Raw genomic sequence first — 13,330 nt, 5'->3', positions numbered from 1 at the left:
GTGAAGACCCGCGGTTTTTTTGCGCGAGCGCCGTGGTCGGAAGACGATGCCCGAACTGACCACGTCGCTGGCCGCCGTCGCCGCCGTCGTCTCGTTGCTCGCGCTGAGCGCCTTCTTCTCCAGCAGCGAGACCGCCATCTTCTCGCTCCCCGCCGGATGGCCGGCCGAGCGCGCGGCCGCCGGCGACCGTCGGGCCGTCCACCTCGACGCGCTGCGCGAGGACCCCCACCGGTTGCTGGTGACGCTCCTGGTCGGGAACAACCTCGTGAACGTCGCGCTCTCGAGCGTCGTCACGGTCCTGCTCGTGGACGCGCTCCCGCCGGGAGTGGCCGTGACCGCCGCGACGGTCGTCGTCACCTCGGTCGTGCTCGTGTTCGGCGAGATCGTGCCGAAGTCGTACGGGCTCGGTAACAACGAGGCGTGGGCGCTCAGGGTGGCCCGCCCGGTAACGCTGGTCGGACGCCTCCTCCGCCCGCTCGTGTCGCTGTTCGACGCCGTCACCCGCAGCGCGAGTCGCCGCCTCGGCGGCGACGCCGACATCGAGGAGCCGTACCTCGACGACTGAGCGCGGAACCGCGTCACCCTCTCGCGAGACCGAACCGCTCGGGCTCCGGCCGGCCCAGCACGTCGGTCAGCACCTCGTAGAGGTCCCGGAGGTCCGGGTGTCCGCCGCCCGACCCGGCCCGGTCGGCGACCCACCGGTACCGGACCGCGCGGTCGTCGTCCACGACGAAGCAGGCCCGGCGCGCCCGGGGCGCGACCCCGAACGCCCGGTAGGTCACGCCGTAGGACCGGGCTATCGAGAGGTCGCGGTCCGAGCAGAACGGGTAGGTCACGCCGAGGTAGTCGACGAACTCCCGGTTGGTCCGGGGCCTCGCGCGGTTGACCCCGACCACCCGGACCCGGTCGTCGGCCGCGAACCAGTCGTACTTGCCGACCGCGCGGCGCTCGGCGAACGTCTCCAGGTCGAAGTCGGTCGGCTGGAACACCAGCAGGACCGCGCCGTCCGCGACCAGCGACGACAGCGACGCCTCGGTCACCGACCCGTCGGGTGCCGCCAGCGGTGCGGTGAACTCGGGGGCTCGCGAGCCGACTTCGGGACCGTCGGAGTCGCCCATCGTTCGCTGTCACTCACGATGTCGGCATAAAGGTACGTCAGACGGCGGGTGGACGCGGCGGCCGCGGCACGGTACGAGGCCGGTCGCGCGGTCGGAGCGAGCCGGACGGGCGGTCCGGCCCTTTTATGGCACCCTGCCGAGAACGCGCCTGGCATGGTGACGTCACTGGTCGGCGACGCGCTGGTCCTCGTGGCGCTGATCGGTTTCTACGGGGGGCTGGCGCGAGACCTCGGCGCGACCACCGAGTTCCTGGCCCCGCGGCTCGGCCTCGGGCTCTCGCTGGCCGCCTACGTCGCGGGCGGGGTCGGCGCGCTGCTGGCGCTGGCGACGGTCGCGGTCGAGGTGGCCGGCGCCGGGTCCGGCGCCGCCGGCGAGGCCGCCGCGGCGGTCGGCCTGAGCCTGCTGTTCGCGGTCGTCTTCGGACTGTTCTTCCGGTTCGGTACCGCGGTGTACGCGATCCTGCTCCGGGTGGGGCTCGGACTGAACCGGAACTGACGGAGTCGAGTCGGACGCTCCGAGGCCGGACGGATCGAGCGCCGACGCCGGACGAATCGGGCGCCCCCACGCCGGACGGATCGGACGCCCCACGCCGGACGAATCGGACGTCCCGACGCCGAATCACCTGACGGGTCGCCGGCACGTCAATACTTAACCGCCCGGGTTGCGTGGTTCGGCCCATGCCGACGCGCGTACCCGACGCCGAGTTCCGGGACCGACTCGCCGCCGTCCGCGACCGCATCGCCGAGGCCGGCGCGGACGCGGGGGTCTGGTTCGGCGCGACCAGCATCGAGTACCTGACCGGGTTCGACCACATCCAGACCGAGCGACCGGTGGTCCTGGCGGTGACCCCCGACCGGGTCGCCGTCACCGTCCCGCGCCTGGAAGTCGAGCGCGTGGAGGCCAATCCGCGCATCGACGACGTCCGCCACTACTTCGACTACCCCGCCGGGAAGCCCGTCGAGACCGCCGCCCGGATGCTGTCGGACCTCGGCGCCGAGTCGGTCGCGGCCGACGCCGACGGCGCGCCGGGCGTGATGGGCTACGAGGGGCCGCCGCTCTCGAACTTCGTCGACGTCGAGACCCAGGCCTGGGTCGACCGGATGCGGTGGGCCAAGTCCGACACCGAGGTCGACCTCGTCCGGGAGTCCGCCCGGTGGGCCAACCTCGCCCACCGCTACCTCGCCGACTACACCGAGGTCGGCGAGCACCCCGCGACCGTGAGCCAGCGGGCCTCGCTGGAGGCGTCCCGGGCGATGCTCGACGCGCTGGGCGACGAGTACGTCCCGCGCACCCGGGGCGACGGCCCCGCGACCGCGGGGTTCATCACCGGCGAGCAGACCGCCCTGCCCCACGGCCACACCGCCAACCGCCGCCTGCGGGAGGGCGACGTGCTGGTCACGGGCGCGACCGCCAACGTCGACGGCTACTTCTCGGAGCTCGAGCGCACGATGTTCCTGGGCGAGCCCACCGACGAGCAGGCCCACTACTTCGAGCTGATGCTGGAGGCCCAGACCGTCGCCATCGACGCCCTGGGGCCGGGCGTCGAGCTGGCCTACGTCGACGAGCAGGTGTGGGACTTCTTCGCCGAGCAGGGCGTCGCCGACCTCGCCCGCCACCACGTCGGCCACAACATCGGGCTCGGCGCCCACGAACCCCCGTACATCGACCGCGGGTGGACCGACCACTGCGAGGCGCGAGACGGCCGCGAGGCGGGCGACGCCGAGATGGAGCCCGGCCACGTCTACACCATCGAACCCGGCATCTACACCGACGAGTACGGCTACCGCCACTCGGACACCGTGGCTGTCACCGAGGACGGTACCGAGATGCTGACCTACTACCCGCGGGACCTCGAATCGAACGTCATCCGGGCGGACTGACCCCCTCGACTCCGGTGCGACCCGGCCGCCCGTGACCCGGCCGCCCCGCGACCCGGCCGACCGCCGACCCGTCTCCGACCGATTCAAGTCAGCTTGCACTAATACTGACGTAGTGGCAGTATCGTTCGACCTCTTCGGCACGCTGGTCGCGGCCGACCGCCCGGCCGACCCCGCGGAGGCGGTGGCCGCGGCGCTCCGCGAGCGCGGCGTCCCGGTGCCCGACGACTGGGCCGACGCCTACCGGGAGGTCCACATCGACGCCCCCGAGGGCGCCGAGGTGCCGCTGCCGGCCCACGTCAGCGCCGCCCTCGCCAGCAGAGGCGTCGACGCGCCGGGCAACGCGGCCCGCCGGTCGGTCGTCGCGGCCTTCGACCCGGACGTGGAGACACGAGAGGGCGCGGTCGAGGCGGTCCGGGCCGCGAGCGAGCGCGGCCCCGTCGCCGTCCTCTCGAACTGCGCGGTGCCCCAGCTCGCCCGGACGGCGCTGATCCGCTCGGACCTCGACCGCGACGCCTTCGACGCCGTCGTCACCAGCGCCGCCTGCGGGTGGCGAAAGCCCGACGCGCGGGCGTTCGAGACCTGCGCCGACCGGCTCGGGGTGTCGGTCGCCGACCTCGTCCACGTCGGCGACGACCCGCGGACCGACGGCGGCATCGCGGACTGCGGCGGCGAGGCGGTGCTGCTCGACGACGTTCCCCTGACCGACTTCCCCGCGTGGCTGGAGGGTCGGCGATGACGCCGCCGGCGGTCCCCCTGATCGGCGACCTCCCGCCGGGGTCGACGGCCGCGGCTGCAATCGCACTTGCACTCGCGCTCGACGCCGCGGTCGCCGAACCTCCGCAGGAGCTCCACCCGGTCGCGTGGCTCGGGTCGCTGGTCGCCCGCGCCGACCGGGAGTGGTCTCGACCCAGGCTCGCGGGCGCCGCGGTCGCCGCGGTGGTCCCGCTGCTGGCGGCCGCGGCGGTCGGGCTCGCGGTGGCAGTCGCCGCCCGGGTCCACCCCCTCGCCGGCCTCATCGCGGCCGGACTCGTCGTCTTCGCGACGACCAGCCTCCGGATGCTCGTCTCGACCGCCGCCGAGGTGGTCGCCGCGACCGAGGCCGACCTGCCGACCGCCCGCGAGCGCCTGCGGTCGCTGGCGGGCCGGGACGCCGCCGCCCTCTCGGCCGGCGAGGTCCGGAGCGCCGCGGTCGAGAGCGCGGCCGAGAACCTCGCCGACGGCGCGGTGGCCGCGCTGCTGGCGTTCGCCCTCGTCGCGCCCGTCTCGCTCCCGCTGGGCGCCGGGGCCGCCGCGTGGGTCAAGGCGGTCAACACCCTCGACTCGATGCTGGGCTACCCCGGCAAGCCCCGCGGGACGGCCAGCGCCCGCCTCGACGACGCCGTGATGTGGGTTCCCGCGCGGGCGAGCGCGGTCCTGCTCGCGCTCGCCGCGCTCGCCCGCGGGCGAGGCCGGTTCGCCGGTCGCTCGCTCGCCGACCCGTCCGGCTCCGGGTCCGCCGCCTCCGGCGGGCGCCGCCCCGTCGCGTCGCTGTCGGCGGGCCGGCGGTGGGCCGACGCGCCGCCCTCGCCGAACTCCGGGTGGCCGATGGCCACGCTGGCGGCGGTCCTCGACGCCCGCCTGGAGAAGCCCGGCGTCTACGTCCTCAACCCCGAGGCAGCGCTGCCGTCGGTCGAGACCGCCCGGGCCGGCGTCCGGGTGGTCGCGCTCGCCGGCGTGCTGGCGTTCGCTCTCGCCGCCGGGCTCGCGCTGCTGGTCGGCTGGGTCGCGCCGACGGCCGCGTCGGCGCTCGGACTCCCGGCGCTCACTCTACCGGCACCGCCGGTCCCCGCGGAGGTGGTCGCGTGGTACTGACCGCGACGAAGGGGGCGCTGGGCTTCCTGACCCGGCTCCCGACCGGCCGGAGCGAGGCGGCCTGGACCGCCTTCAGCGAGACCCCGGCGGCGTTCCCGCTGGCCGGGTGGGTCGTGGGCGCGCTGGCCGCCACACCGCTGGCCGCGGCCGCGCTCGTCCCGATACCGTCTCCGACCGCCGCGTTCGGCTACCTGCTGGCGCTCTACGCGGTCACGGGGGTCAACCACGCCGACGGGGTGGCCGACCTCGGCGACGCTGCGGTGGTCCACGGCGACCCCGAGGACCGACGGGCGGTGCTGAAGGATACCGAGGTCGGCGTCGGCGCCGCGCTGGCGCTCGGCCTCGTCCTGGTCGGGCTCGCGCTGGCCGCGCTGTCGCTCGCGGGACTGCCCCTCTCCGCCGCCGTCACCATCGCCGTCGCCGCGGAGGTCGGCGCCAAGGCGGGGATGGCCGCGCTGGCCTGCCTGGGCGACCCAGCCTTCGAGGGTCTGGGCTCGGCGTTCACCGACAACGACCCGGCCGCACTGGTCGCGCCGGTGCTGGTCGCGGCGCCGGTCGCCCTCCTCGGGCCGGCGGCGGTCGCCGCGCTCGCCGCGGCGGTCGGGGTCGCGCTCGCGCTGCTGTCGTGGGCCGAGACCCGACTCGGCGGCGTCAACGGCGACGTCTTCGGCGCGACGAACGAGCTCGCCCGGCTCGCGGGCCTCCACCTGGGGGTGGTCGCGTGGACGCTCTGGTGATGTGCGGCGGCCGGGGCACCCGCCTCGACAGCGACCGCGAGAAGCCGCTGTTCGAGGTCGGCGGCCGACCGATGCTCGCCAGGGTCGCCGACGCGCTCGCCGGGAGCGACGTCGAGACCGTCCACGCAGTCGTCTCGCCGCACGCGCCCGAGACCCGGGAGTTCGCCGACGAGTGCGACTCGCTCGCCGTCGTCGAGACGCCGGGCGAGGGCTACGTCGACGACCTCCGGACGGCTCTCGACGCGGTCGAGACCCCCGTCCTCACGGTCGCGGCCGACCTGCCGCTGCTCGACGTCGACGCCGCGAACGCGGTCCTCGGCGCCTACGAGGCGCGGCGGGCTTCGGGCGCCGAGACCGCCGCCCCGCCCTCCATGACCGTCTGCGTCCCGGCCGCGCTCAAGCGCGCGCTTGGGGCGAGCCTCGACACCGCTTTCGACCCCGACGGCGGCGACGGCCGGGCGCTCGCGCCGACCGGCGTCAACGTCGTCGCGGACACCGACACCGAAACCATGTACGAGACCTACGACGCGCGACTCGCAGTGAACGTGAACCGACTGTCGGACGCCCGCCTCGCGGAGGAGTTGCTGTGAGGCTGGTGCTGTTCGCCGGGACCACCCGGACCGCCGAGATCGACGGCATCAGCGCCGCGGGCGCCGACCCCGACCTGATGGCCCACACGCCGAGCGCCGACGCCGAGATCCTCGAGTACGGCCGGCCGGTCCGGGCGCCCGTCGTCCCGGTCAGCCCCTCGGGCTGCCCGACGCCCGCGGTCGCGACCCGCGCGGTCCGGGAGTGCGCCGACTTCGCGACGACCGTCGTGGACGCCGGCCTGGCCGAACCCACCGCCGCGCCGACCGTCACCGTGGGCGCCCAACCCGGCGACGACATCCGGGAGTCCGACCCGGTGCCGACCGCGCCGGGGGCGTTCGCCGCGGCCCGGGAGTTCGGCCGCCGGATTCCGGACGACGAAGTGCTGGTCGCCGAGACGATTCCCGGCGGCACCACCACCGCGCTGGGCGTCCTGACCGCGCTCGGCGAGGAGCGGGGCGTCTCGTCGTCGCTCCCGGACAACCCAGTCGAGCGCAAGCGCGAGGCGGTCGCCGACGCGCTGGCGGCGAGCGGCCTCGACCCGGGCGACGCGGCCGGCGACCCCCGGCTCGCAGTTCGGCGGGTCGGCGACCCCGTACTGGCGAGCGCCGCGGGGTTCGTCGTCGGCGCCGCCGAGTCGGACACCACTGTCACCCTGGCCGGGGGAACCCAACTCGTGGCGGTCGCGGCGCTCGCGCGCCACGCCGACTGCGAGGCGCCCCTGGAACTGGCCACGACCTCGTTCGTCGCCGACGACCCCGCGGTCGACCTCCGGGGCGCGGCGGTCGACTTCGACCTCGACGTGACGGTCACCGACCCCGGCTTCGACGGCGCCGACCACCCCGCGATGGCCCGGTACGCCGCCGGTGAGGCCAAGGAGGGCGTCGGCATGGGCGGCGCGCTCGCGCTCGCCGACCGCGAGGGAGTCGAGATGGCCCGGGTCCGCGACCGCATCCGGGCGGTGTACGACGACCTGCTCGACTCGGGGGCGGGCGACGCGACGGACTCCGGAGGCGCGGACGGAACCCGGCCCGGAGGTGCGGATGGACCCAGGTAGCGTCCGGGAGGCCGGCCGCGTCCCCCACGGCGGGACCGACGACCCCGACCTGCTGGAGTTCAGCGCCAACACCAACCCGCGGACGCCGCCGGACGTCGAGGCGGTCTACGCCGACGCGCTCGACGCGGCCCGGTCGTACCCGAACGACGACTACCCCGAGTTCCGGGCCGCGGCGGCCGACTTCGTCGACTGCGACTCCGCGGACGTGGTCCCGACGCCGGGCGGCCTCGCGGCGCTCCGGCTGGCGTTCGCCGTCCGGGTCTCGCCCGGCGACTCGGTGCTGGTCCCGTGCCCGAGCTTCGGCGAGTACGCCCGCGAGGTCCGGCTCCAGGGCGGCGAGCCCGAGTTCGTCGCCCACGACGACCTGCTCGACGCCGACCCCGCTGAACACGCCGCGGCCGTGGTCTGCAACCCGAACAACCCGACCGGCGACGCCTACGACCCCGACGCCATCGCCGCGTTCGCGGTCCGATGCCGGGAGGCGGACTGCCTCCTCGTCGCCGACGAGGCGTTCCTGGGGTTCACCGACCGGCCCTCGCTCGCCGGCGCCGAGGGCGTCGCGGTCGCGCGCTCGCTCACCAAGCTGTTCGGCCTCCCGGGCCTCCGTGCCGGCTTCGCGGTCGCGACCGGCGACCTCGGTGACGACCTCGCGACCGCCCGGCGCGCCTGGAGCCTCGGGACGCCCGCGGCCCGGGTCGGCGCGCACTGCCTGCGCCAGTCGGAGTTCGTCGCCGAGACCCGCGAACGGGTCCGCGAGGAGCGGGCCCGGCTGGTCGACGCGCTCTCCGACGAGTTCGAGGTCTACGCCCCCGACGGACCGCCCCTCTCGTCCGCCGCGGCGCCATTCGTCCTGCTCGACACCGGCGAGCGCGACCCGGGAGTCGTCGTCCGGGCCGCCCGCGACCGCGGCGTGGCCATCCGGGACGCCACGACCTTCAGAGGGCTCGACTCCCACGTCCGGGTCGCGGTCCGCGGTCCAGAGGAGAACGACCGGCTGCTGGAGGTGCTGGCCGATGTCTGATGGGACTGCGGTGCCGGAGGTGACCGGCGTTTATGTCTGATGAAGCAGCCGACTCGGTGTTCGAGACCGAGGTCCGCGACGGCGTCCTCCGGGTCCGACGCGAGGGCGCGATCTGGCTGTCGACCGGGTGGGCCGGCGGCCGCCGGGAGGCCGACGCGGCCTACAACGTCTCGGTGCCCGAGGGGTTCGACCGGACCGACCTCGACGCCTACCTCGCGGAACGACTGGAGACCGCCGGGTTCGACGACTCCGGCCCGGCACTGTTGACCGGCGTTGACCTCCGGCACGCCCGCGGCGCGCGGCTCGGCCCGGTCGCGGCGGTGGCGACCGCCGGCCTCTCGAACCCGGCGGCGCTCCCGGTGAACCCGGACGCGGAGCGCCGCGACGGAGCGACCGCACTGCGCGGGTCCGACGCCGACTCGCCGCCAGACCCAGGCACCGTCAACCTGATCGTCGCGACCGACCGGGCGCTCGACGGCGGCGCGCTGGCCAACCTGCTCGCGGTGGCGGTCGAGGCCAAGACCGCCACCCTGCTTGCCGAGACCGGTTTTCCGGGCACGACCAGCGACGCCGCGGTGGCGGGCTGCGACCCGGCGGGCGAGCCGGCCGCCTTCTCGGGCAGCGCCACCGAGGTCGGGGCCTGCGCCCGGGCCTGCGTCCGGGAGGCCGTGACCGCCGGCCTCGACTCGCGGTACGGCGGGACCGACGAGGAAATTCCCGAGTCGGTCGCGGACGCCGACCACGGCGCCGTGACCGACCGGCGCGCGGCGGTGTTCGAGCCGTGACCGGGGCGTCAGCGTCCGCTACTGAAAACCGATGACCCGGACCGTCCTCGTCGCCGGCACCGCGAGCCACGTCGGCAAGAGCACGGTCGCGGCGGGCCTCTGCCGCCTGCTCGCGCGCCGCGGCGTCTCGGTCGCGCCCTACAAGGCCCAGAACATGAGCAACAACGCCCGGGCGGTCGCCAGCCCCGACGGCGGCTGGGGCGAGATCGGCGTCTCCCAGTACGTCCAGGCCGAGGCGGCCGGCGTCGTCCCCACCACCGACCACAACCCGGTCCTGCTCAAGCCGCGGGGCGACGGCGAGAGCCAGCTCGTCGTCGACGGCGAGGCGGTCGGTCACCTCTCGGCCGGGTCGTACTACCAGGACCACTGGGAGCGCGCGCGAGCCGCCGCCGTCAGGGCTCACGAGCGACTCGCGGCCGAGCACGACGTCGTCGTCGCCGAGGGCGCGGGCTCGATCGCCGAACTCAACCTCCGGGACCGCGACCTCGCCAACGTCGAGACCGCCCGGTTCGCCGACGCCGACGTGCTGTTGGTCGCCGACATCGAGCGCGGCGGGATGTTCGCCAGCGTCTACGGCACGCTCGAACTGCTGCCCGACGACCTCCGCGACCGGGTCGTCGGCGTCGCCGTCACCAAGTTCCGGGGCGACCGCGACCTGCTCGACCCCGGCCTGGACGAACTCGCATCGCGGACCGGCGTCCCGGTCCTGGGCGTGCTCCCGCACGACGACCCCGGCCTGCCCGCCGAGGACAGCGTCTCGCTGCCGGCGCCCGGCGAGTCGGCGGTCAGGGGCGCCGACGACGGCGTCTCCGACGACGCGGCCGTCACCGTCGCGGTGCCCCGGCTCCCCCGCATCTCGAACTTCACCGACCTCGAACCCCTGGCCCGCGAGCCCGGCGTCCGCGTGGCGTTCCGCCCGCCCGACGCCGGACTCGGCGACGCCGACGCGGCGGTCCTGCCGGGCACGAAGAACACGGTCGACGACCTGCTGGCGCTCCGCGAGGCCGGGTTCGGCGAGCGCCTGGCCGCGTTCGACGGCCCGGTGGTCGGCCTCTGCGGGGGCTACCAACTGCTCGGCGAGCGCATCACGAACGCCGACGTCGAGGGGACCGGCGACCGCGAGGAGGTCGCCGGCTTCGGCCTGCTCCCGGTCGAGACCCGGTTCTCGCCGGACAAGCGGGTCGAGCCCGCCGAGCGCGAGCTGACCGGGGTCGGCCCGCTCTCCGGCGCGACGGGCACCGTCTCGGGCTACGAGATCCACATGGGCGAGACCGACCCGGTCGAACCCGTCGACCGACCCTTTCCCGGCAGGGGCGCCGCGACCGACCGCGTGCTGGGGACCTACCTCCACGGGCTCTTCGAGAACGACGTCGCCCGCGACGGGTTCCTCGACGCCGTCTTCGCGTCGGCCGGCGTCGCGCGGCCGAGCCGCGAGTCGGAGCGGGCCGACCCCTACGACGCCGCCGCGGACCTGGTGGCCGACCACCTCGACCTCGCCGACCTGCTGCCCGGGGAGTGAACTCGGGCCACGGCGACGCGACCGCCCCCGACCCGAATACTGACTGTCGCCGAGTTCCAAGCCCGATCGTGTCCCTCCTCGATTCCCGGCGCGCGCAGTCCGTCGCCGCCCTGTCCGCGGTTGCGCTCGTCGCAGTCCTCGCCGTTCTCGTCGGTACGCTCCGTCGCGCGGTTGCCCGCGCGCGAGACGTGCCCCTCAGCCCCCTAACCGCCGGTCGGCGCGTCGGCCCGAACTACCCCGAGCGCCGGGGCATCGTCGCCGACGGCGCGGTGGCTGGCGAGATGGACGACATGTCCGCGTACGCCGGCCCCGACTTCGACCCCGGCGCGGTCGCCCCCGCGGTCCGGGACTTCTACGAGCGCACGGCCGACTACCGCCTGGCCTACGAAGTGCGGTGGCACCGCCCGTTCCGCCTGGGCGCGGCGCTCGCGAGCGGGCCGACGAGCCGCGTCGAGCAGCTGAACCTCCCCGGTCCCCGCGAGGCGGCCGCCCGCGCCGGGCCGGACGCCCGGGAACTCGGGAGCCGGTTCGCGCGCGTCGACCCGGCGGCCGACCCCCGGCCGGGCGCCCGGGCCTGGGTCCGGACGAACGCCGCGGGCGAGGCCGTGTTCGTGGCTATCTACGCCCACCACGAGCGCGACGGGACCCGGTACGTCAACATCGCGGTGCCGCTACCCGGCGCGAACCTGAGCACGGTGCTCCGGCCCGAGAACTCGGACGACGATAGGGGCGGCGTCGAACTCACGACCCTGGGCGGCCCCGCCGACGGCGACGAGGGGCTGTACCTGGCGACGCCGCTGGGGAACGTCGCGCTCCCGCTCGACCAGCGGTTCCGGGTCCGGCCGGCGGAGGGTGACGCGAGCGATCTCGGCGACGACGCGCCGTCCCGCGCGACCGGCGAGGACGCCGCCGTCGTCGCCAGCCACGAGATGTGGGTGTTCGGCCGGCGGTTCCTCACGATACGGTACGTCGGTAGCCGGCGGTCCGCAGAGTAGGTCGGAACAGCGGAGCAACCGTTCGCCCGGCAGCGTGACCGAACGCGGGTCGACCGGCGGACCGCGAGTCCTACGGTAGTCCCAGCAGGCCGGTGAGCGCGCCGTACGCGCCGGCCCAGGTGAGCGAGTGGACCGCGGCCGCGGTCAGGAGGTTGTCGGTTCGCTGGTAGACGAGGGCGAACACCAGTCCCTGCGCGAAGATGTGGAACGCGTAGGTTGCCATCAGTTCAGGGCCGGCACCGAGGACCCAGACCTGATGGGAGAGCGCGAAGCAGCCGGCTCCGAGCGCGACCTCCCCGGCCGGCGAGTAGGCCTCCCGGAGCCGGGTCTGGACGAGCCCGCGGTAGAACTGTTCCTCCAGTATCGCCGGGACGAGGTAGAGCGCGACGAACACGGCCGGCCAGAGGAGCGGCCACGACCCGAGGCCGACGTCGCGGGGCACGGGGTTGCTGAGGGGGTCGAGCGAGAGGCCGACCGCCGACAGCACCAGTTTCTCGAACCGGGTCATCGCCCGGATTCCGACGAGACCGATAAGAGTCCAACTCGCGTCCCGGAGCGTCGGCCGGCGGAACCGGGCGTACTCGGCCCAACTCCGCGTGGCGAGCAGGTACCCGCCGGCGAAGAGCCCGAACGCCCACTGGATGGTCCGATTTCGGAACACGTACGCGACGTCCGAGAGCGGTTCTCCGAAGAGACCGGTGATGAGCGGCCTGAGCGTGAGGAACAGCACGAAGCACGCGATGCTCCCGCCGACGGTCAGTCCGAGGGCACTGACGAGCGCCCGCGGTCGCGTCCCTCGCTGCAAGCGCGCTGGCAACCCCGGCAGTGAGTCTCTGAGTGCAGACATCGTCGCCCGGGGCTACCGAAGCAACCTCCGTAAGGCCGGAGGACCGTTCACGACTGTTTCCAGCCGTGTACGGGCGTATACCGTGCTATTCGGGTCCGGGTGTACGCACGTCTGTCTCCTGGGGTACGCCCGTATACCTCGGTCCGCCGCGGGCCGACCGGGTCAACTCCTGGTGCACGAGGGGACGCCGGACGCGGGACTCTCAATACGTGTCGTAGGAGTGATATGGTGGTCGAAAGATTGTCCCGACATGACTGACGAACCGGCGTCGCTGCTGACCCGGACCCAGCGCGAGCGTATCCGGAGCGACTTCGCCGAGGTGGGTCAGGCTAAGCAGCGACGCGACCGCCAGAAGATCCGGGCGCGCGTCGCGGCCGGCCTCGCCGACTTCGAACTGCTCGCCGGCTACCCCGACCGGGAGTTCGAACTGGCGTTCGAGGACGTCGACGACGAGCGCCTCGTCGAGATCCTGGCCGACGCCACGCTCACCGTCGAGCGCATCCGGGAGCTCCGGGCGATCGACCGCGACGACGTCGCCGCGGCCGCGGACGACCGTCGGACCGACCTGGCAGGCGACTCGACCGAGAGCCTCGAAGGGGCTGACCTCCGGACGTTGGCGGAGCGGCGGCGCGAGGCCGAGGCCGCCGTCGCCGACCGGTTCCGGCCGAGTCGGTGGGAGCGACGCTCGGACGCGCTCCTGAAACTCGGACTTCTGTTTCTGGTCCCGGCGAGCATCCTTGCGGTCGTCGCTCCGGAGGTGGCCGACGGCCTCGCCGGCGGGATTCCGGGTGTCGTCGGAGCGGTGTCGCTGGTCGCCGGCCTCGCCATCGTCGGTGTTCGCGGGGTCAAACACGACCTCGTCCCGACGCTCTGTCGGTTCACTGCGAACCCGAGGGGGTTCGTCCGCGACCTGTGGAATCAGCTATGAGTCG

15 protein-coding genes are annotated in these 13,330 nt (G+C 74.6%); 13 read left to right on the top strand and 2 right to left on the bottom strand.

Annotated features, from left to right (window positions below; all coding sequences use genetic code 11):
* The first annotated feature begins 46 nt into the window (after positions 1 to 46).
* Positions 47 to 565 carry a CNNM domain-containing protein gene (locus ACQUQF_RS16150; protein WP_435180126.1) on the top strand — a complete coding sequence of 173 codons (519 nt, stop codon included), beginning with the start codon at positions 47 to 49 and terminating at the stop codon, positions 563 to 565.
* Between the two features lie 13 nt (positions 566 to 578).
* On the opposite strand, the gene ACQUQF_RS16145 is transcribed toward ACQUQF_RS16150, so the two are convergent.
* Positions 579 to 1,118 (bottom strand): redoxin domain-containing protein, encoded by a 540-nt coding sequence (locus ACQUQF_RS16145; protein WP_435180125.1) that lies wholly within the window; start codon positions 1,116 to 1,118, stop codon positions 579 to 581.
* 153 nt (positions 1,119 to 1,271) lie between these two features.
* Between ACQUQF_RS16145 and ACQUQF_RS16140 the strand changes: the two genes are divergently transcribed.
* The 11 genes from ACQUQF_RS16140 to ACQUQF_RS16090 all read left to right on the top strand — a co-directional run bounded on the left by ACQUQF_RS16140 (position 1,272) and on the right by ACQUQF_RS16090 (position 11,551).
* Positions 1,272 to 1,613 (top strand): hypothetical protein, encoded by a 342-nt coding sequence (locus ACQUQF_RS16140; protein WP_435180124.1) that lies wholly within the window; start codon positions 1,272 to 1,274, stop codon positions 1,611 to 1,613.
* Positions 1,614 to 1,795: 182 nt separating this feature from the next.
* On the top strand, positions 1,796 to 2,998 hold the full coding sequence (locus ACQUQF_RS16135) for a M24 family metallopeptidase (protein ID WP_435180123.1): 1,203 nt from the start codon (positions 1,796 to 1,798) through the stop codon (positions 2,996 to 2,998).
* Between the two features lie 112 nt (positions 2,999 to 3,110).
* Complete coding sequence (locus ACQUQF_RS16130; protein ID WP_435180122.1) at positions 3,111 to 3,734, top strand: HAD family hydrolase; 624 nt, start codon at positions 3,111 to 3,113, stop codon at positions 3,732 to 3,734.
* Positions 3,731 to 4,849, top strand: coding sequence for a CobD/CbiB family cobalamin biosynthesis protein (locus ACQUQF_RS16125; RefSeq protein WP_435180408.1), 1,119 nt, complete (start codon positions 3,731 to 3,733; stop codon positions 4,847 to 4,849). The genes ACQUQF_RS16130 and ACQUQF_RS16125 overlap by 4 nt, the downstream gene beginning before the upstream one ends.
* Complete coding sequence (cobS, locus tag ACQUQF_RS16120) at positions 4,840 to 5,586, top strand: adenosylcobinamide-GDP ribazoletransferase (protein WP_435180121.1); 747 nt, start codon at positions 4,840 to 4,842, stop codon at positions 5,584 to 5,586. The genes ACQUQF_RS16125 and cobS overlap by 10 nt, the downstream gene beginning before the upstream one ends.
* On the top strand, positions 5,586 to 6,176 hold the full coding sequence (locus tag ACQUQF_RS16115) for an NTP transferase domain-containing protein (RefSeq protein ID WP_435180406.1): 591 nt from the start codon (positions 5,586 to 5,588) through the stop codon (positions 6,174 to 6,176). The genes cobS and ACQUQF_RS16115 overlap by 1 nt, the downstream gene beginning before the upstream one ends.
* Positions 6,173 to 7,231: a nicotinate-nucleotide--dimethylbenzimidazole phosphoribosyltransferase gene (locus ACQUQF_RS16110; RefSeq protein WP_435180120.1), complete on the top strand. Its 1,059-nt coding sequence runs from the start codon at positions 6,173 to 6,175 to the stop codon at positions 7,229 to 7,231. Before ACQUQF_RS16115 ends, ACQUQF_RS16110 begins: the two co-directional genes overlap by 4 nt.
* Entirely contained in the window at positions 7,218 to 8,252 is a 1,035-nt protein-coding gene (locus ACQUQF_RS16105) for an aminotransferase class I/II-fold pyridoxal phosphate-dependent enzyme (RefSeq protein ID WP_435180119.1), read from the top strand. Before ACQUQF_RS16110 ends, ACQUQF_RS16105 begins: the two co-directional genes overlap by 14 nt.
* Positions 8,253 to 8,284: 32 nt before the next feature.
* On the top strand, positions 8,285 to 9,037 hold the full coding sequence (locus ACQUQF_RS16100; protein ID WP_435180118.1) for an adenosylcobinamide amidohydrolase: 753 nt from the start codon (positions 8,285 to 8,287) through the stop codon (positions 9,035 to 9,037).
* A 31-nt stretch (positions 9,038 to 9,068) separates the two neighbouring features.
* Positions 9,069 to 10,556, top strand: a complete 1,488-nt coding sequence (locus tag ACQUQF_RS16095; protein ID WP_435180117.1) for a cobyric acid synthase — start codon at positions 9,069 to 9,071, stop codon at positions 10,554 to 10,556.
* A 188-nt stretch (positions 10,557 to 10,744) separates the two neighbouring features.
* Positions 10,745 to 11,551, top strand: a complete 807-nt coding sequence (locus ACQUQF_RS16090) for a hypothetical protein (protein WP_435180116.1) — start codon at positions 10,745 to 10,747, stop codon at positions 11,549 to 11,551.
* Between the two features lie 70 nt (positions 11,552 to 11,621).
* Here the strand turns inward: ACQUQF_RS16090 and ACQUQF_RS16085 are convergent, their stop codons facing one another.
* Entirely contained in the window at positions 11,622 to 12,356 is a 735-nt protein-coding gene (locus tag ACQUQF_RS16085) for a CPBP family intramembrane glutamic endopeptidase (protein ID WP_435180115.1), read from the bottom strand.
* A gap of 292 nt (positions 12,357 to 12,648) precedes the next feature.
* Here ACQUQF_RS16085 and ACQUQF_RS16080 point away from each other — a divergent pair, with 292 nt between their 5' ends.
* Positions 12,649 to 13,326, top strand: coding sequence for an ABC transporter permease (locus tag ACQUQF_RS16080; protein WP_435180114.1), 678 nt, complete (start codon positions 12,649 to 12,651; stop codon positions 13,324 to 13,326).
* Positions 13,327 to 13,330: the final 4 nt, after the last annotated feature.

It is taken from the genome of Halorussus sp. AFM4, from assembly GCF_051194995.1.
Classification (GTDB): Archaea; Halobacteriota; Halobacteria; order Halobacteriales; family Haladaptataceae; genus Halorussus.
The sequence above is the reverse complement of the archived record's forward strand: the minus strand, read 5'-3'. Positions and strand labels throughout refer to the sequence as shown.

What these genes read in the sequence shown, in the direction of transcription:
- ACQUQF_RS16105 (WP_435180119.1), top strand. Translation starts at nt 7,218, where the DNA reads ATGGACCCAGGTAGCGTCCGGGAGGCCGGCCGCGTCCCCCACGGCGGG.
- ACQUQF_RS16145 (WP_435180125.1), bottom strand. Translation starts at nt 1,118, where the DNA reads ATGGGCGACTCCGACGGTCCCGAAGTCGGCTCGCGAGCCCCCGAGTTC.
- ACQUQF_RS16080 (WP_435180114.1), top strand. Translation starts at nt 12,649, where the DNA reads ATGACTGACGAACCGGCGTCGCTGCTGACCCGGACCCAGCGCGAGCGT.
- ACQUQF_RS16135 (WP_435180123.1), top strand. Translation starts at nt 1,796, where the DNA reads ATGCCGACGCGCGTACCCGACGCCGAGTTCCGGGACCGACTCGCCGCC.
- ACQUQF_RS16115 (WP_435180406.1), top strand. Translation starts at nt 5,586, where the DNA reads ATGTGCGGCGGCCGGGGCACCCGCCTCGACAGCGACCGCGAGAAGCCG.
- ACQUQF_RS16150 (WP_435180126.1), top strand. Translation starts at nt 47, where the DNA reads ATGCCCGAACTGACCACGTCGCTGGCCGCCGTCGCCGCCGTCGTCTCG.
- ACQUQF_RS16125 (WP_435180408.1), top strand. Translation starts at nt 3,731, where the DNA reads ATGACGCCGCCGGCGGTCCCCCTGATCGGCGACCTCCCGCCGGGGTCG.
- ACQUQF_RS16100 (WP_435180118.1), top strand. Translation starts at nt 8,285, where the DNA reads ATGTCTGATGAAGCAGCCGACTCGGTGTTCGAGACCGAGGTCCGCGAC.
- ACQUQF_RS16095 (WP_435180117.1), top strand. Translation starts at nt 9,069, where the DNA reads ATGACCCGGACCGTCCTCGTCGCCGGCACCGCGAGCCACGTCGGCAAG.
- ACQUQF_RS16140 (WP_435180124.1), top strand. Translation starts at nt 1,272, where the DNA reads ATGGTGACGTCACTGGTCGGCGACGCGCTGGTCCTCGTGGCGCTGATC.